This window comes from Carboxylicivirga caseinilyticus, assembly GCF_050589785.1.
GTDB lineage: Bacteria > Bacteroidota > Bacteroidia > Bacteroidales > Marinilabiliaceae > Carboxylicivirga > Carboxylicivirga caseinilyticus.
The window spans coordinates 17,196-35,037 of sequence record NZ_JBNGOX010000023.1 but is presented as its reverse complement, the minus strand read 5'-3'; the positions used below and the strand labels follow the sequence as shown (position 1 = coordinate 35,037).

The window sequence follows — 17,842 nt, the reverse complement described above, 5'->3', positions numbered from 1 at the left end:
TGGAGTAATTTGATTTAAATTTCTAATTCAAAAGTAATGAATTAATATTTAAAAGCAATAAAAACTATCAAAAAATAAGATAAAGGCTATTTAAACTATCAAATCAACACAAATTAAAAGTGGGGGTATGTCTGTTGAAAGTCTCAAAAAATGAGTTGGTTTGGTTCTGGTTTTGGGGGTGGTCAAGCATTTTGATTAAAAAAAATATTTATTGAAGTGATAAATGGGGGAGGTGTTGAAAAAAATAAAAAATGATGATTTATTAGAAAAAAAATCAATAAAGTTTCGATTTGAAAATATAAGAGTGTTTACCTTGTAAAAGGGAAATTAATAAAAGAAAAAAACCGCTAATGTAAGTATTAGCGGTTTCAGATTATAAAATGGTTATTTTTTACAATTCAAGATCAACATTGTGTAGTTCGTGCCAAGGTAATCCCAATTTATTTAATTGTTCCATAAATGGATCCGGATCAAATTCCTCAACGTTGAATACACCTGGTTTTTTCCAGATACCTTGTAAGTACATCATTGCTCCAATGGTAGCAGGAACGCCAGTAGTGTAACTAACTCCTTGTGTGCCTGTTTCATTAAATGCATCCTGATGTTTACAGTTGTTATAAACGTAATAGGTTTTTTCCTGACCGTCTTTCAAACCTTTAATGCGACAACCAATTGATGTTTCACCTGTATAATTTTCACCCAGATCTCCAGGATTAGGCAAAACAGCTTTCAGGAACTGGATAGGTACAATCTCTTTTCCTTCGTACATGATAGGCTCAATACCGGCCATTCCAATATTTTGAATTACTCTAAGGTGAGTAAGATACTCTTGTCCGAAAGTCATCCAGAAACGGGCACGTTTAATACTTGGATAATTTTTCACCAACGATTCCAGTTCTTCGTGATAGATGACGTATGATTCCCGATCGCCAATATTTGGATAGTTTAATGGCTTATGAATTTCGTGTGGTTCTGTTTCAACCCATTGTCCGTTTTCCCAATATTTACCTTTTTGGGTAACCTCTCTGATATTAATCTCAGGGTTAAAGTTAGTAGCGAATGCTTTACCATGATCACCACCATTACAATCTACAATATCAAGATACTGAATCTCATCGAAGTGATGTTTAGCTGCATAAGCTGTATAAATACTTGTTACTCCCGGATCGAAGCCACATCCCAAAATAGCAGTAATACCAGCCTCTTTGTAACGATCCTGGTACGCCCATTGCCATTTGTATTCAAATTTAGCTTCATCAATAGGTTCGTAGTTAGCTGTGTCGAGATAAGCTGTTTTAGTCTCCAGACAGGCATCCATAATGGTCAAATCCTGGTAAGGAAGAGCTACGTTAACCACGATATCAGGCTTATAAGAGTTGATCAATTCAACCAACTCAGGTACATTGTCTGCATCAACCTGTGCAGTTTGTACCCTGTTATTTCCAATTTTATTGGCAATGGCATCGCATTTATTTTTTGTACGGCTTGCCAACATTATTTCAGTAAACACCTCCGGCAAGGATGCCATTTTATGGGCTACAACGGTTCCTACACCGCCAGCGCCAATAATCAGAACTTTACCCATTCTTCTTTTTAAATTTATAATCTGTTAAAAGTATTAAGGTGCAAATAGACAAAAAAATAGCATGATGTCAAATGGATAGGTTCATAATTAATGATTTTTTGGTAATTTTTTTTCAGTTGAGATTATTATTACTGTAAATAGCATTTTGAAGTCTAAATATGGAAGATGTCAAATGACTTTAAATGAGGATCCGATCTGATTAATGAACATTGTTAATCAGATCGGATACTTCTTTCAGAGATGATAAAGATTAAAAAGGCCGCGCTCTGTAATTAGAACACGGCCTTTTGATTTATTGGTTGGAAAAATTATTTCTCAAAACAATTAATGTTATCAACTTGCCAGGTTGTTGTTTGGCTTGTGCTTCCTGAATATTTAAATGCAATATGTATTGTTCCTGAATATGATGATAAATCAATATCACCTGAATTTTCGAAAGTTGCATAATTGCCTGATGGCACGGTAGGTAGTGCAACGTCAAGTTTAGTTGCCGTTGCATCCCAAGGATTTGAACTGCCATCGTAATCTGTTAATACATATACTTCCAATGTAGCACCGTTATCATAACCGCCGTTAATATCGCAGTTGAAGTTTGGATTGGTTTTACCATCCAAACTAATTGAAGGAGTTACTAGCCAGATGTCGTTTGTAGCATCACTTGAACTATATGCTGTGGCTTGTGCATATTTGTTATTGTTATAAGTTTTACCTTGCCATAAACGTTCTCCGGTTTCTGCATAGTTGCTCATGCCAGTAATAAAGATATCCATACCATCTGCTGCATTTTCGAAATTTTCATAGTAGAAGCTACCAGCAGGATAATCAGCTTCAGCTGTAGGATCATCTTCTGAACGATTGTCTGGATCTATTCCAGCTCCATCAATCCAGTATCCGGTTAAGCTTTTAACACCTTTAAATCCATAATAATATTCCAATGAACCCAAAACTAATACTTCTTTACCAAGATTAGACCCATTGTCAACCAGGTTAAGAGCTGTTCTTATATCACCACTTGGTAATTGAACAGAAACCATATTTGCAACGTTAGTTTCGCTGGCAGATTCTGCTATCAACATGTTGGTTGCCACGTCAAAAGGACCAGTAAGAGTAGCTTCACTGGTATTAGGAATAGTACCAATAATATAACCTTTAACCCATCCTGTAATGGATCCATCATCAGCTGCTGATAAAACATAACTAACATCGTATGGATCTTCTTTGGTACCGGTACCACTGCCAGAGCCACCTCCATTTGAACAACGTTCTCCTGTCATATCTAATTCTGAAGGATCGCGTAATAATATTTGTGCACTGTTGTAGTAAGAAGCAATACCAATTAAAGTGCCATTACCTTCTGGTAAAGATTCACTGGCAAAACCAGATGCGCTTCTTGTATAAACTGCAATACTATTAGTACAATCAGTTATAGTTTGAGATCCACTGAAAGTGCCAGGAACATTTGAAAATTGTACGTCACTAATTTGGACTAATTCCGACTGATAAGTTCCATCGGTGATGTCTGCAATAGTAACAGTCCTTGGAGTTACTTCAGAACCTGTTGGAAGCAGAACCTCTACCATAGTAGAATAATCCACGCTTCCAAACTGAAGCAGACCATTGTATTCGGTCAAAGTTAATCCCTGACAGTTTATTTTTATTTTGCTGCCTTCAGTGAAGGAATTTGTACCTGATTCAGTTAAAGTGATGGCAGCGGTTTCATCTTGTATATATGCTACAAAATCAGGAATGTTTCCCTGGCTGGGAGTAAATGTGACAGTCCCTTCGATGTAAACATCATCTGAAACACTGATGTCAGAACCGGTATATAAAGCCCGAAGCTGACTGATTGTTAATTTTGTACCTTCCGGAGTTTCCGGAGCTGAAGGATCTTCAGTACAACTAAATGTTGCAAAAGCAATTAAAAGCAGATAAAGACCAGATTTAAATAATTTCATAGTGTTCTTCTTATGGTTAGTTTATAACAATATTATCAATACGCATAGATGTACTCTCAGTGTTTGAGCCATTATATATAAAGGCAATAACTATAGGATTGTTCGATGTTGGTAATGCAATTGCTCCTGATTCAACCCAGGTATTTTGCGCATCCACTCCATCTGTAGCCATAGTTGCGTCTAACTCAGTCCAGGTTGCAGAGTTAACATCTCCACCTGTATAATTGGTAGAATAAACCACTTTCATCGGCTTGTTTCCTGAAAGATGTTCCCAGTAGGCAAATTGTGATTCAAACGATAATGTTTTCGCTGAATTAGCAGTAACTGGTGGCAGCATTAACCATGATTCAATAGATGCTTCTCCTGAATTATAACCAGTTGCCTGTGCGTAAATCTCTGTATTGTAAGTTTTTCCTCTCCAGGTTCTGCTTCCGGCAGTTACAAAGTTATTCCAACCTGTCAGATTAATATCGGCATTATTAGTTTGAGAACTGAAATCCTCATTAATTGTATCCACCGGATCACCTAATGTAATATCAATTTCATTGCTGCAACGATCACCCGACAGATCGATTTCATCAAAGCTACGAATTACAATTTGTGTGGTAGTGGTTGAGCCACTTGTAAATTTGGTAACAATTCCTACAAATGTTCCCTTCCCTTCTGGTAGCAAAGTGCCGGCAAACGAAGAGTAACCACTGGAACGAACAATGATTGAATTACCATCGCAGTCGACAAGTGTTCTGTTGGCTGATGCTGCGTCCTGAGTATCTGTTTCAGGAATAGCATAAGTTAAACCTAACTGACTATCGGCGAATTGAACATCATTAAATTGTACCAGCATGCCCATGTAATTTTCATCAGCCTGATCAATAGTTATGATGGCAGGCTCCTGAACCTGACCTTCTACATAAGTACGTTTGATGTAATCGTGTTTGTCGATTCCGGTTAAACGATAGTTGTTACTGTCATCAAAATAGGGTACTCCGCCTAATTGAATAAAATCACCATAATCGCTTAAGTATAATCCTTTAAGATTAATAGTAACTGAATCGTTTTTGTAAATGCCTCCGGTCGACAGAAATGTTATACGTAAACCTCCTGTTTCATCCTGAACATAAGCTTCTTTGTATAAATTGCCGTTTGATGTTTTGTCATCGCCTATGATAATTCCTTTGATACAGATATCTTCTGTAATTTCAACCGGAACTCTTTCTGTCCAATATTTGGCCAGCTCTTCAGCATATAATGATTTTACATATGAGATTGTACTTAATTCACCTTCTACAAATTCTTCGTAAGGGGGAGCATCTTCGTTATTGAAGTCACAGGCAACAAATAACGATGAGGTAAGTACGGATAAAATGATAAATATGGTGTTAAATCTTTTCATCATATCGAGTTCTTAGAAGCTAACGCTTAGGTTTAGGAAATAGTTAAAGCCATAGTAGTAATAATATTTAGGTGCGAACAATTCAGGACGTTCCGGATTGTATCGTAATTGCTCATAACCACCTGTTATAAAACTTTGGTTATTGGTTATATTACTTAAATTGGCACTTAATGAAATATAGTAACCGTCAATTCTCCAGCTTTTACCTGCAAATGCATCTATTGTATAGGCTGCATCCAATTGTTCTGGAGTACTCCAGTACAAATAAGATGTTCGGGGAATTGGGTTGTAATCCATGTAAATCTGATCGAAATACGAAGCTGTAACACCAGCCCACCAATATTGAGGAGAGTTATATTTTACTCCAACCGAATAAGCTGTTTGAGGCGTTCCGCTTATTTTAAATCCTTGAGAGTAAACAGTATTGGTTTCTAAAACTTCCTGACTGTTGTCCTGAGAAATGATAACACCAGGATTTGACTGGTAAGTATACTCACCAATTGATGCCACAGCATTAACGGTAATGGTATTGGTTAGTTTATACTCAGTACCAAATTCAAAACCAATGTATTGTTTATCTATGTCGTACATTGAATAGTTTACAAATGTACGTAGCTCTTCATGATAGAAATTCATGTTTTTAACCTGGTCATCAATACGGGTAAAGTAACCGGTTGCTCTCAGTGTTAGGTTAGGAGAACTGAAATAATATCCTCCGTCAACAGACATGTGTTTTTCTTCTTTCAGGTTCGAAACAAGATTATCTCGGGTGCGAGGCGAAACGTAAGCATTCCTGAAAACGGGAGGTTGAGTACTGTAGCTGGCATTAGCCTTAACAATATGTCTTCCGGTAAATCTATAATCTCCACCTATTTTAAAACCATAGGTGTTAAATTGTTGCTTTTCAGAGTCTCCATATGAATTATCAGGGAATAAACCTTTTCTCATTAATCCTTCACGCCAAAATTCATTGTATTTATAATGACCTCCTAGGTATACTGAGTAATTGTTTCCTGAATAATGAGTAATCAACCAGGCGTTGTAACTGTTAATATGCGGTTTATAATGATGTGAGTAGATATCACCTTCTTTCACAATTCGGTTTGGGTTATTCAAATCGTTTTGGATCACATTGTTATCATCCGGAAAATCGCGTTCAGCAAACTGATCAATATCCAGCCAGTAATCACCACCCAATAAGTCATCTACTACATTATAAATGTCTCCGGTGTACATATCTAAATTAATACCTCCGTTTACTTTCCAATTGTCGTTAAATGTATGTTCTAAGTTAGAGTTGAATTGGAATTGTGATATATCGTTTCTTCTATCTTCTACAATATAGAATGAGCGGTTGCCACTATATGATTGAGTGCTGCCGTTTGCGTTTTCAACAACAAAGTATCCGTTGTTACGGTTGGCACGGTAGAGCGCATCCCAGTCTATTTGTCTGACAGAAGGATCTGTTTTCCACATTTCAGTTATTCTTTCCTGATCAACTGAGTTGGTATAATAGCTTGGTAAATATCTGTAATAGTCTGGTCGGGGATCTTTTGCATTATTCCAGTTTAAAGAGGTATAACCACCTTTACCAAACCAATAACCGGCTGTTGATTTTATTTTAGTTGATGGGGTAGGTGTCCAGGTATGCTGTAAGGTAAATAATGGTTTGTTACCACTTCTAACTCTTGAATTACGCTTTTGACCATTTTGATAACCCCAGTAAGGATTATAGTAATTATCATCAACCAGATCATATACCTCCTGCATGGCCCCTCCACCAACTCCGCGCTCGTACATGGCAGTCAAAGCAGTAAAATTTAATCGATGTTTTTGATTAATAATTTTCTCAGCTGATATAAAAAAACTATTGGCATCATAAAATGTAGCTTCTTTATATCCTTCCTCGCTCCATCTTCGTGATCCGGATACGGTAAAAGCCCAGTTATTATCCATTAAGCCTGTTGAAGCTGTTACCATAGCTCTGTTTCGGTATGAGCGGTTGGAATTAGAATAAACTACTTTTACACCGGGACGGTATTGAGAAGCGGCAGTAATAACCTGAGTTAATCCTCCAAGAGGTTCGTTCATAGCGCCTGTGGGAGCAGCATCGGTTGTAATAACTGTATTTCGCATTACATCATTTAGTCCACCCCAATTACTCCAATACGGTTGGCCGCTTTCTGCTTCATTCATGATGAAGCCGTTGATCATCACTTTTTGCTGATCAGAATCGTATCCTCTCATTCTAAAACGTGCAGGTCCGAATGTATAAGCAGCAGCTGATACAAAAACATCACGCGATGAGCTTAACAAACCGTGAATAGTTTGTGATTCCAGAGAATTTTCACTATCAGAATCGGTAATGGTTATGGTTGGTACATCCTGATTGGCTGTTGTAAGATTAACTAGGAAAACATTACCCAAATCAGTTATTTTATCCTGAAGTACCGAAGCGTACATAGTTAAACTACGGTAGCCTTCTTTTGAAAATGTAACCTGATAATCGTTACCTGTGGCAATTTTTAGGGTGAACTGGCCTTGCAGATCAGAGTTTGTTGTGGTGTTGGCGATTTCAACCATTACACCTTCGAGAGGTTGGTTCGAATCGGCATCTTTCACTACACCTTGAATGGCCGAGTTCTGGCTTAATGCGTTGAATGCAAGTAATAACAAGCTCAGAAGCCATGCGAATTTAAGTTGCATAAGTAGATGGTTTTTTACAGATTTTAAGTCAGTATTAAATATCGGTTTTAATATTCAATGCTACAAATTAAATAAAAATAATTGTACAGACCGGACGGTCTGGCTTTAAATTTGATGAACTTAACATCTTATTAAAATTGATAGTTGATGCTTAATCAAAATTTAACTGTGTTTAGTCATGTTATAGGTTGGTGAGATGAGTGTGTTTTGATTAAAAAATACTAACTTGCTCACAAAAATTCAATAGTAGTATGTTAAATAGAATAATTTGGAGCTTTCTAGTACTGTTTGCTTTTGGCTTTTCACAGGTAGAAGCACAAACGTACAAGGCGGGAGTAATAGCTTTTTATAATCTTGAAAACTTATTTGATACGATAGATACTCCGGATGTAAGAGATACTGAATTTACACCAGAAGGAGATAAGAAATGGGATGACACCAAATATTGGAAGAAAATCAGTAATATGGCCGAGATTATTTCTGAACTGGGACAAGAAAAAGGTTTGGGAGCTCCGGCAGTTGTTGGCTTGTGTGAAATGGAAAATAAGGCAGTAATTGAGGATCTTATTAATGATCCGAAATTAAAGCCATATAATTACCAGATTGTACATTATGATTCTCCTGATAAAAGGGGAGTGGATGTGTGTTTGATTTATCGACCTAAATTTTTCCAGGTTACAAATTCCAAATCAATTCCATTAATGATTTTTGACGAAAATTCTAAAGAAAGAATTTTTACACGCGATCAGTTAATGGTCTCTGGTATTTTCGATGGTGAACCGATGCATTTTATCGTTAATCACTGGCCATCGCGTTATGGAGGAGAGGCACGAAGTGCACCCTTGCGCAATGCTGCCGCAAAGCTTAGTCGCTCTATAGTCGATTCAATTCAATCAGTGGATGCAAAAGCAAAGGTTATTCTAATGGGCGATTTAAATGATGATCCAATAAATGAAAGTGTTGGTTTGTATTTACGCGCCATGGGTAAAAAGAATAAAATGCGTGAAGGTGACATGTTTAATACTATGTATAAACATTATAAAAATGGTATAGGTACACTGGCATATCGCGATAAATGGAATCTCTTCGATCAGGTAATGATTACCGAATCATTATTGGGTAATAATTACTCTACTTACCAATTTAAATCATCGCATATTTACAATAATCCTAAGATGTTAGTGCCTGAAGGACAATATAAGGGGTATCCATTGCGTACCTATGTTGGTAATCGTTATCAGGGAGGTTATAGCGACCACTTTCCGGTTTATATTATTTTATTAAAGAAGATATAGTTATTTGATATTTGTTTGAACCTTACTTTTCCTTAATCAAAAGACCAGTCATTCGATTGGTCTTTTTTATTGATAAAGCTTATTTAGTTCGATGTATTCCAATACAACAGGAGTAATGAAGTAAGGCAATTGTTTGCCTTCTTTTAGCCAGGTTCTTATTTTCGTTGACGAAATTTCAATAACTGGGGCGTCTGTATATTTTACGCTAAGAGGAACCTCAAGATTTTCTGTTGAGTAACCAGTTCGAGGATAAACCAGAATACAATAATCAGAAAGGATGCGATCACCATCTTTCCAACGCTGGATGTTCTGAATGTTATCGGCACCCATTATTAAATTGAAGATGCAGTTCTTATGACGCTTGTGTAATTCTGTTAAGGTGTCAATAGTGTATGATGGAATTGGTAATTGCGTTTCAATATCCACTACTTTAAACTTACTGTATTCCGAAGTTGCCAGTTGGGTCATGTTTAAGCGGTGGTTGGTATCAATTAAATCAGCTTTTGATTTGAAAGGATTTTGAGGGCTGACCACAAACCAGACTTCGTCCATTTCCTCAAATTCACACATGTAATTCGCCAATGCCAGATGGCCTGCATGAATTGGGTTGAATGATCCGAAGAAAAGTCCGATCTGCATCATCTTATTGTAAGAAATTAGTTAATAAGTTCTCAGCTTCTTTGATAGCTTCTTCCAGATTGTCGTTGATAACAATCTTATCAAATTTAGAAGCGAATCCTAACTCATATTCAGCTTTTGCCAATCGTTCCTGTATTTTTTCAGGTGAATCGGTAGCACGATTAATCAATCTTTCTTTTAGAGCCTCAATGGATGGTGGCTGAACAAAAATGCTTAAGGCAGTATTGCCAAACTCTTTTTTAATATTTACCCCACCAACCACATCAACATCAAAAACTACATTATTTCCCGCATTGGTAATGCGTTCCACCTCGCTTCGTAAGCTTCCGTAATAAGTATCAGTGTATACTTCTTCCCATTCCAGGAAAGCATTTTCTTTAATCTTTTGCCTGAACTCCTCAGGTGTTAAAAAGTAATATTCTTTGCTGTGCTGTTCTTCTCCTCTGGGAGCCCGACTGGTGGCTGAAATAGAGAATTCGAGGTTAAAATTCTTTTTTAATAACGCCTGAACAATGGTACTCTTACCCGATCCTGAAGGAGCAGAAAAAATAATTAATTTGCCTTTTTTTGTCATATTACCTTCTTTGATGGTTAAAGAATATTTAGGATTTGCTCCTTTATTTTCTCTAATTCATCTTTCATTCTAATTACAATCTTTTGTAAATCAGCATCATTAGCTTTAGATCCCAACGTATTAATTTCTCTTCCTATTTCCTGACTTATGAAACCAAGTTTTTTACCAACGGCTTCACCAGCTTCCATGGTTTCGATAAAATACTTCAGGTGATTGGCCAAACGAACTTTTTCTTCTGTGATATCCAGTTTCTCGAGATAAAAAATAATCTCCTGTTCAAAGCGGTTTTCATCAACCTGAGTTTGCATTGAAAGCTCTTCCAGATTTTCTTTTATACGATTACGAATCTTTTCAATACGTTGAGTTTCGTAATTTGGAACTTGCTGAAGTAGTTCGTCAATGGTAGCTATGCGTTCTCGAACATCAGCCTCTAACGCTTTACCTTCTCTTATCCTGAATGAAATAATGTCTTCAATTGCAGCATCAATGGCTTTGGCGATGGCTACCCATTCTTTTTCGTCCAATTCTGCCAGTTCAATCTTTACAGTGTCTGGTAGAGGCATAATTACCTTCAAAAAATCTGTATTTTCCGAAAAGCCCAAATCTGCCGATACCTCTTTTAGCTGCGCATAATAATCTTTAATAACCTGCTGATTAACCTTGGTTATTTTATCAGAAGAAGCAGCTTCAACAAAGAAACTTACATCCACTTTACCACGAGTAAGTTTTTTTCCTACGGTATTACGTATTTCTATTTCTTTTTCGCGATATAAATTAGGGATACGTGTATTTAAATCAAGCTGTTTGCTGTTGAGTGATTTGATTTCGATGTTGATTTTTTTATTGGGAAGTTCGCAAACCCCTTTCCCAAAACCTGTCATTGAATGAACCATGCAAATATTTTTACTTTGAATGCAAAGTTAAGCTTTTTATTTAACTATGGTTTAGTCACTTTAAAGAGATATGGTTTAATGAAATATTAAAAAAGATGAACAAAACAATAAGAGTGTAATTGGCAGATATTCAGCATTTAACTTATTGCTTGCTAAATAAATGTTTAATAATAATTAAAAAACATTAAACAAAAAATTCAACATGCGGTTTACCTACTAAAGATTTAATTATTAATCAAAATTTGAAATCATGAAAGCATTAAAAATGAATTATTGGGTACTGGCACTTTTTGTGGGTTTAATGTTTGTAACAGTTTCATGTGATGATGAAGATGATAAAACAATGGAAGACAATCCTATTGAATCGTCACAGTCTATTACTGCTATAGCAGCTTCTAACAATGATTTTAGTATTCTGGTATCAGCATTACAAAAAGTGGGATTGGATGATGATTTAGATCAAAGTGGAGATTTCACAGTATTTGCACCTACTAACTCAGCATTTAATTCTTTACTGGATGAATTGGGCGTCTCCAGTTTGGATGATATTTCAGATGAAGTGTTAACTGAAGTTCTACTGTATCATGTAATGTCAGGAAGTAAAATGGCTTCTAATTTACAAACAGGTTATTATAATTCTTTGTCGGCAGGACCAATGGATGGTTATATGCTTTCATTTTATGTTGATATGAGCACTCTGAAAATTAATAACAGGGCAATGATATCGCAAACAGATATTGAAGCAGCCAATGGTGTGATTCATGTAATTGATAAAGTGATTTTACCGATGAGTATAACTGATCATGCTATTTCCAATGAAAACTTTTCATCTTTAGTATCTGCAGTAGTTAAGGCTGAATTAGCAGAAACATTGGATAGTGATGAGAATCAATTTACTGTTTTTGCACCTGTTAATAGTGCATTTGATTCATTTTTGGAATCAAATGATTTAACTTTTGATGCACTTACAAAAGAAACACTTACTCCAATACTGCTTTATCATGTTTTGGGTAATGTAATACCTGCTTCAATGGTTGAGTCAGGCTATGTTTCGACATTAGCATCCGCATTTGATAATAATATTAACTTAAAAGTAGATGTTGCTGATGCGGTGATGCTAAATTCATCAGCTAAAGTTATTGTTACCGATGTGGTTGCAACCAATGGAATTATACACGCGATTGATCAGGTGATTGTACCACCTACCATTGTTGATATTGCTTTGCAAAATTCAAATTTCAGTATATTGGTGGATGCTCTTATAAAAGCTGAATTAGTGGATGATTTATCAGGAGATGGACCTTTTACCGTGTTTGCCCCTACCAACGATGCTTTTGAAGACTTATTTGAAGCTTTACAAATTAGTAGCCTGGATGACTTGTCAAAAGAAGATCTAATACCTGTTCTACTGGCACATGTTGTTAGTGCTAATGCAGTATCAACAGGTTTAACAAATGGTACTGTCCCCACTTTAAATGCAGAGAAAGAAATAATGGTGAATGTTGATAATGGCGTTATAATAGATAATAGTATAAAGGTTGTAGCCGCCGATATTCAGGGCTTAAATGGAGTAATACATGTAATTGATCAGGTAATAGTGCCATAAGGCATGATATTACTCATTATAACTTCTTCTTGGGAGGCTTTGCCTCCCTTCATTGTATATAAAAGTTGAAATAAAGTTGAACATTAAATGCAAATTGCCTGTTTAAGAGGCAACCTAATTATTAAAACATTATTTATTCAGTATGGCTGTCTACTCAATTAAAGATCTTGAAAAAATTTCTGGAATAAAAGCACATACTATTCGTATTTGGGAACGACGCTATAAACTGATTGAGCCACAAAGAACTTCAACAAATATCAGGCTTTATAGCGATGATGATCTCAAACGAATATTAAATGTTTCTATTCTAAATCAGAATGGGATTAAGATCTCAAGGATAGCCGACTTAACTCAGGACCAACTGCGTCAGAGAGTGATTGACTTATGTCTGGACACAAGGAATATTGATGTTCAGATTGAGAGTTTGCTGGTTGCAATGCTGGAATTGGATGAAGGAAAGTTTACCAACGTGCTGACCAATTCTATTATTAAATTAGGTTTTGAATCAACCGTTGAATCTATTCTATTTCCATTTTTAGAAAGGATTGGAATACTTTGGCAGGCAGGAACGGTAAATCCTGCGCAGGAACATTTTATTTCCAATCTCATCCGTCAGAAATTGATTGTTGCGATTGATAATGAGATGCAAAATTTTATCCCTAAATCTGATAAGAATATTGTTTTCTTTCTTCCTGAGAATGAACTCCACGAAATTGGGTTGTTGTTTTATAGTTTGATTGCCCGTAAAGAAGGCTATAACGTGGTTTATTTGGGCGCATCGGTACCCATGAGTGATTTAAAGATTATTGTTGATGTGCGCAAGGTAGATGTGTTTTTTACCTCATTCGTTTCAGCCCAAACTAAGGAAGAACTTGACGAAATACTGAACGATTACTCCAAATCGATTCCAAATACCCCTTTCTTTATAATGGGTCTTCAGGTTAAGGAACTGGAACCAAAAATGCCTGATCACTTTGTGAAGGTGTTAAATGCCAGAGAATTTAAGCAGGAAATGTCAAAATTCTAGTAGGTTAACTCTATTTTTTTTAATGATGTTGGTAAGTCAGTGGTTTCTTCATTACTGATAACCATTCCGTTTTTGCCCAGGCAAATTGCTTCTGTTTGTTCTCCGTTTATCTGAGATAGTTGAATACGTGTTTCTTTACGTTTTGATTCTTCAGAAAAATCAGTGATCATCAGAAAGAATGGAAGTTGGGTCTGGTTGATATACTGATAACCTATCAATAACATTTTATCTTCTTCTTTTACGTATTCGGCTCCGGTTATTAATCCAAAAGAATTGAATGTAAACTGGTGTTTTGCGATCTTCGTTTGAGGGTCAATCAGGTAGAAATTTGTTTTACCATCAGCCCAGTTTTTGGTAAATATACCCAATTGATTATTGAGGGTGACAAGTGCTTCGCAATCAAAATTATGCGCATATGGTTGAAGATTCTCAGGCTGATCTTCATATCTGAAATGAATGGCTTTAGCTAAAATGCTTTTGTCTGCCAGATTTTCGGGTATATCACTTTTATAGATCTGATAGATGGTGAAATCATAACGATTCCCGTTGTTATTGCCAGTGTCACCAATATAAATGTGTTTGTCATCTTGGGCTATATCTTCCCAGTCAATATTTTTCCCGTTGGCAATGGATATGGTTTGATTGATGTCTCCTTTTTCATCTATTCTGTATAACAAGGCAGAATCACCACTATCATTGATGGTCCAGTAGCTGTTGTCATAATAAATGAGACCCGAAGTTTCAATCAAGTCATCACAAAGCTTTGTTATTTGAGTAATATTAGCTTTTTGACAAAGACCTGAGACTGAAATCAGGATTGATACTGTTAGGATGGTAATTCGGGTCATGAGATATTAATTAATAATTACTTTACTTTTCCATTTACCGCTAAAATAATATAGAATAGATCCGACTAGCCCCATTGACCAGCCTATGGGTATTGCCCACCATATACCATTGATTCCAAAATGTTTGGATAAGAATATGGCAAATGGTATTCGTATAATCCATAACGAAAACAAGGTGATAAACATGGGTATCAATGTAGCACCGGCTCCACGTAAAACACCATGGATTACAAACATGGTTGAAAAGATAAGATAAAATGAACTGACAATGATTAAGTAGTTGTTACCATATTGGATCACATTGGCATCGGTTGTAAATAAACGCATAATATGATCACCAAAGAAAATAACCACGATCATAACGATTAATGAAAGACTCCATGCCATTCCTAAGGTAGCCTTTAAGCCTTTTTTGATACGGTCTATTTTTTTAGCTCCCAGGTTTTGTCCAACAAAGGCAGATAGAGCGCTTGCCAGGTTAAGGGCTGGCATGGCAGCTAATGCATCCACACGACTGGCTGCTGTAAAGGCAGCCAGAGCATCAGTATCGAAATTGTTTACAATACGGATCAATGCCATAATTCCCAGTGCAACAAATGTTTGCTGAAAGCCTGTTGGAAGACCTATTTTGATGCTCTTAATAAAGAGTTCTTTATCAAATGTAAACTGGAATATATTGAATGAAATAATCTGATGTTTTCGGGTAAGGTAAATTGCTCCTGCAATAAAAGCTGTTGTTTGTGCAATAACTGTTGCAAATGCTACACCTTCAATGCCCCAATTGAAAATAACGATAAAAACGATATCCAGTACAATGTTGATCACAGTTGCAATGAGCATGAAATAAAGAGGAGTCATTGAGTCTCCCAGTCCTCTTAATACCGATGATGTGGCACTGAAGCCAAAAAAGGCTATCATACCCAGCATAAAAACATTAAAATAGCTTGTAGCCATTGGTATTACAGCTTCATCAACCCGCAAGAGAGTAAAAATTTCTTCACTGAACGAAATGCCAATCGTTGTAATTACAATTGAAGCCCAGAATAAAAAGATGAAAATTGTATCGATGGCACGTTTTACTTTGTCAAGCTCCTTGGCACCAAAATATTGACTGATTACAATAGTTGCGCCACTACCAATTCCAATTATAAAAGCTATCAAAGCATAAAAAATAGGGGAAGAGGCTCCCAGAGCAGCCAGTGCTTCTTTACCAATAAAGCGACCAACTATTACACTATCGACAAAGTGATACATTTGCTGAAGCAGATTGCCGAAAACCATAGGTAAAGCAAACCTGAAAATTAATTTGGCTTCGTTTCCTACAGTTAAATCTTTCATCTATTCAGCTTGTTGTTGATTATATAAAGGTGTTTTCAAATTATCAGAGCAACGATCCTTTGAGGACTACAAAGCAAGTTAAAAAAAGGCTGCTATCAAACAGAAAAAAGAAAAAGGTTGTGCCGAATGACACAACCTTTATCGTTGAATTGGGGATAATTATTATATGTTGGCACTTTGCTTGACAGCCGGAGCTAATTCAACAGTAAAGTGCCTCATAATAGGGGCTTCTGTAATTATTCTGTAGCCGTTTTTTATTTCATGTCGGCGATCGAATACATTCTTTAATGCAACAGCAATAACATTCATGTGATTATTGGTATAGGTTCGTCGTGGTATTGCCAGTCGCAGCAATTCCAGGGCCGGATACCTGTTTTCTCGGGTGTCAGGATCTCTGTCAGCCAGTAGTGTTCCTATTTCAACTCCTCTGATACCTGCTTCTTTGTATAATTCAATAGCTAAGGTTTGAGCCACGTATTCTTCTTTAGGTATGTTAGGAAGAAATTTTTTAGCATCGACAAAAATTGCATGACCTCCTGTAGGTTCCTGAATGGTAATGCCAAATTCTTTTAATCGATTACCCAGGTATTCAACTTGTTTGATACGAGTCTCAAGATAATCAAATTCGGTACCTTCATCCAAGCCTTGAGCCAAGGCATTCATATCCCGGCCTGACATACCTCCGTAGGTAATAAAACCTTCAAAAATAATATTGAACTGGCTGGCTTTCTTAAAAAGATCTTCCTCTTTTAGTGCAATGAAACCGCCCATGTTAACGATGGCATCTTTCTTACTACTCATGGTCATACCATCAGCATAAGAATACATTTCTTTAACAATTTCCTTAATGCTTTTATCTGCGTAACCTTCTTCGCGCACTTTAATGAAATATGCATTTTCGGCAAAGCGAGCCGAGTCAAAAATAACCCTGATGCCGTATTTCTTTGCCATACTATATACCTCCCGAAGATTTTCCATCGATACAGGTTGCCCTCCAGACGAGTTGCAGGTAACGGTAACAATAATCATCGGAATGTTTTCCTTGGGGTGAGTTACCAATACATGTTCCAGTTTGTTCAGGTCAATATTACCTTTAAATGGATGATTCAGTGTTGTATCGAAGGCTTCGTTGATAGTACAATCTATGGCTCTGGCTTTTCTGAATTCGATATGCCCTTTGGTTGTATCGAAATGTGAGTTGCCGGGAACCACATCTCCTTCTTTTATCAAAGCAGAAAACAATACATTTTCCGCTGCTCTTCCCTGGTGTGTTGGTAGAAAGTAATCAAAACCCAGAATGTTTTTAATGGCATTCTTTAAGTTGTAGTATGATGATGCGCCTGCATAACTTTCATCACCTAACATCATTGCAGCCCACTGTCTGTCGCTCATTGCTCCTGTTCCACTATCAGTAAGCAGGTCGATAAATACCTGATCGCTTCGCAAGTTAAACAGGTTGTATTTAGCTTCTTTAATCCAGCGTTCGCGTTCTTCTCTTGAGCTTTTTCTAATAGGCTCAATCATTTTTATTTTGTATGATTCAGAAAATGGTAATTCCATGTTAATTTGATTAATGTCAACATCAATGCAATTACATAGCTCAATTTATTGAGGTGTAATTAAAAATAAAATAAAATTGAAATCAGATTTGATTTGCTGCAAATAGCAGCTAATTAACAGGAGAACTCGTCTCTGTTTTTGATGTTGAGGTAAACACGGGATGACAAAGCAGATTTTATAATATAATTAACCATCATCAGAACTTTTATCCGGATACAAAGTTAATAAAATTGAGATTGAGATAAAAATTCATTTACTGACATTAATCACTTACAATTGGAACAATAATTGTAAGGTAGCATTAATTAAACTATTTAGTCTCAAATTAATTATATAGATCATGTTTAAAGTATAAGTTTTTAAAAAGCGCTTATTTAATTGAGTATTCTTGTTTTAATTGTTTTTCAAAATCGTATTTCATGC

13 protein-coding genes are annotated in these 17,842 nt (G+C 36.2%); 3 read left to right on the top strand and 10 right to left on the bottom strand.

What is annotated here, in order from left to right; translation table 11 throughout:
- Positions 1 to 391: 391 nt before the first annotated feature.
- From ACRD62_RS12675 to ACRD62_RS12660, 4 genes are all read right to left on the bottom strand, one after another.
- Positions 392 to 1,585 carry a saccharopine dehydrogenase family protein gene (locus ACRD62_RS12675; protein ID WP_430820486.1) on the bottom strand — a complete coding sequence of 398 codons (1,194 nt, stop codon included), beginning with the start codon at positions 1,583 to 1,585 and terminating at the stop codon, positions 392 to 394.
- 308 nt (positions 1,586 to 1,893) lie between these two features.
- Complete coding sequence (locus tag ACRD62_RS12670) at positions 1,894 to 3,540, bottom strand: DUF5689 domain-containing protein (protein WP_430820485.1); 1,647 nt, start codon at positions 3,538 to 3,540, stop codon at positions 1,894 to 1,896.
- A gap of 16 nt (positions 3,541 to 3,556) precedes the next feature.
- Positions 3,557 to 4,936 carry a DUF5689 domain-containing protein gene (locus ACRD62_RS12665; protein ID WP_430820484.1) on the bottom strand — a complete coding sequence of 460 codons (1,380 nt, stop codon included), beginning with the start codon at positions 4,934 to 4,936 and terminating at the stop codon, positions 3,557 to 3,559.
- Positions 4,937 to 4,945: 9 nt separating this feature from the next.
- Positions 4,946 to 7,639, bottom strand: coding sequence for a TonB-dependent receptor domain-containing protein (locus ACRD62_RS12660; protein WP_430820483.1), 2,694 nt, complete (start codon positions 7,637 to 7,639; stop codon positions 4,946 to 4,948).
- Positions 7,640 to 7,890: 251 nt separating this feature from the next.
- Between ACRD62_RS12660 and ACRD62_RS12655 the strand changes: the two genes are divergently transcribed.
- Positions 7,891 to 8,934, top strand: coding sequence for an endonuclease/exonuclease/phosphatase family protein (locus tag ACRD62_RS12655; protein WP_430820482.1), 1,044 nt, complete (start codon positions 7,891 to 7,893; stop codon positions 8,932 to 8,934).
- 66 nt (positions 8,935 to 9,000) lie between these two features.
- Here ACRD62_RS12655 and nadD read toward each other — a convergent pair whose 3' ends face one another.
- The 3 genes from nadD to ACRD62_RS12640 are packed head-to-tail and all read right to left on the bottom strand — an operon-like array spanning position 9,001 to position 11,040.
- Entirely contained in the window at positions 9,001 to 9,576 is a 576-nt protein-coding gene (gene nadD / locus ACRD62_RS12650; protein WP_430820481.1) for a nicotinate (nicotinamide) nucleotide adenylyltransferase, read from the bottom strand.
- Position 9,577: 1 nt separating this feature from the next.
- Positions 9,578 to 10,147, bottom strand: a complete 570-nt coding sequence (gene gmk, locus ACRD62_RS12645) for a guanylate kinase (RefSeq protein WP_430820480.1) — start codon at positions 10,145 to 10,147, stop codon at positions 9,578 to 9,580.
- 17 nt (positions 10,148 to 10,164) lie between these two features.
- Positions 10,165 to 11,040, bottom strand: coding sequence for a YicC/YloC family endoribonuclease (locus ACRD62_RS12640; protein WP_430820479.1), 876 nt, complete (start codon positions 11,038 to 11,040; stop codon positions 10,165 to 10,167).
- 250 nt (positions 11,041 to 11,290) lie between these two features.
- Here ACRD62_RS12640 and ACRD62_RS12635 point away from each other — a divergent pair, with 250 nt between their 5' ends.
- Positions 11,291 to 12,646: a fasciclin domain-containing protein gene (locus ACRD62_RS12635; protein WP_430820478.1), complete on the top strand. Its 1,356-nt coding sequence runs from the start codon at positions 11,291 to 11,293 to the stop codon at positions 12,644 to 12,646.
- Positions 12,647 to 12,788: 142 nt separating this feature from the next.
- Positions 12,789 to 13,673, top strand: a complete 885-nt coding sequence (locus tag ACRD62_RS12630) for a MerR family transcriptional regulator (protein ID WP_430820477.1) — start codon at positions 12,789 to 12,791, stop codon at positions 13,671 to 13,673.
- Here the strand turns inward: ACRD62_RS12630 and ACRD62_RS12625 are convergent.
- From ACRD62_RS12625 to tnaA, 3 genes are all read right to left on the bottom strand, one after another.
- Entirely contained in the window at positions 13,670 to 14,521 is an 852-nt protein-coding gene (locus ACRD62_RS12625; RefSeq protein ID WP_430820476.1) for a hypothetical protein, read from the bottom strand. The genes ACRD62_RS12630 and ACRD62_RS12625 overlap by 4 nt on opposite strands.
- Before the next feature lie 6 nt (positions 14,522 to 14,527).
- The gene (locus ACRD62_RS12620; RefSeq protein WP_430820475.1) at positions 14,528 to 15,859 is read right to left on the bottom strand and encodes an MATE family efflux transporter; all 1,332 of its coding nucleotides are present in this window, start codon (positions 15,857 to 15,859) and stop codon (positions 14,528 to 14,530) included.
- Between the two features lie 162 nt (positions 15,860 to 16,021).
- Positions 16,022 to 17,419: a tryptophanase TnaA gene (tnaA, locus tag ACRD62_RS12615; RefSeq protein ID WP_430820474.1), complete on the bottom strand. Its 1,398-nt coding sequence runs from the start codon at positions 17,417 to 17,419 to the stop codon at positions 16,022 to 16,024.
- Positions 17,420 to 17,842 lie beyond the last annotated feature (423 nt).

Excerpts from the sequence above, each read along its gene's own strand:
- ACRD62_RS12675 (WP_430820486.1), bottom strand. The coding sequence starts at position 1,585 with ATGGGTAAAGTTCTGATTATTGGCGCTGGCGGTGTAGGAACCGTTGTA.
- ACRD62_RS12635 (WP_430820478.1), top strand. The coding sequence starts at position 11,291 with ATGAAAGCATTAAAAATGAATTATTGGGTACTGGCACTTTTTGTGGGT.
- gmk (WP_430820480.1), bottom strand. The coding sequence starts at position 10,147 with ATGACAAAAAAAGGCAAATTAATTATTTTTTCTGCTCCTTCAGGATCG.
- ACRD62_RS12670 (WP_430820485.1), bottom strand. The coding sequence starts at position 3,540 with ATGAAATTATTTAAATCTGGTCTTTATCTGCTTTTAATTGCTTTTGCA.
- ACRD62_RS12665 (WP_430820484.1), bottom strand. The coding sequence starts at position 4,936 with ATGATGAAAAGATTTAACACCATATTTATCATTTTATCCGTACTTACC.
- ACRD62_RS12660 (WP_430820483.1), bottom strand. The coding sequence starts at position 7,639 with ATGCAACTTAAATTCGCATGGCTTCTGAGCTTGTTATTACTTGCATTC.
- ACRD62_RS12620 (WP_430820475.1), bottom strand. The coding sequence starts at position 15,859 with ATGAAAGATTTAACTGTAGGAAACGAAGCCAAATTAATTTTCAGGTTT.
- nadD (WP_430820481.1), bottom strand. The coding sequence starts at position 9,576 with ATGATGCAGATCGGACTTTTCTTCGGATCATTCAACCCAATTCATGCA.
- tnaA (WP_430820474.1), bottom strand. The coding sequence starts at position 17,419 with ATGGAATTACCATTTTCTGAATCATACAAAATAAAAATGATTGAGCCT.
- ACRD62_RS12640 (WP_430820479.1), bottom strand. The coding sequence starts at position 11,040 with ATGGTTCATTCAATGACAGGTTTTGGGAAAGGGGTTTGCGAACTTCCC.
- ACRD62_RS12630 (WP_430820477.1), top strand. The coding sequence starts at position 12,789 with ATGGCTGTCTACTCAATTAAAGATCTTGAAAAAATTTCTGGAATAAAA.
- ACRD62_RS12625 (WP_430820476.1), bottom strand. The coding sequence starts at position 14,521 with ATGACCCGAATTACCATCCTAACAGTATCAATCCTGATTTCAGTCTCA.
- ACRD62_RS12655 (WP_430820482.1), top strand. The coding sequence starts at position 7,891 with ATGTTAAATAGAATAATTTGGAGCTTTCTAGTACTGTTTGCTTTTGGC.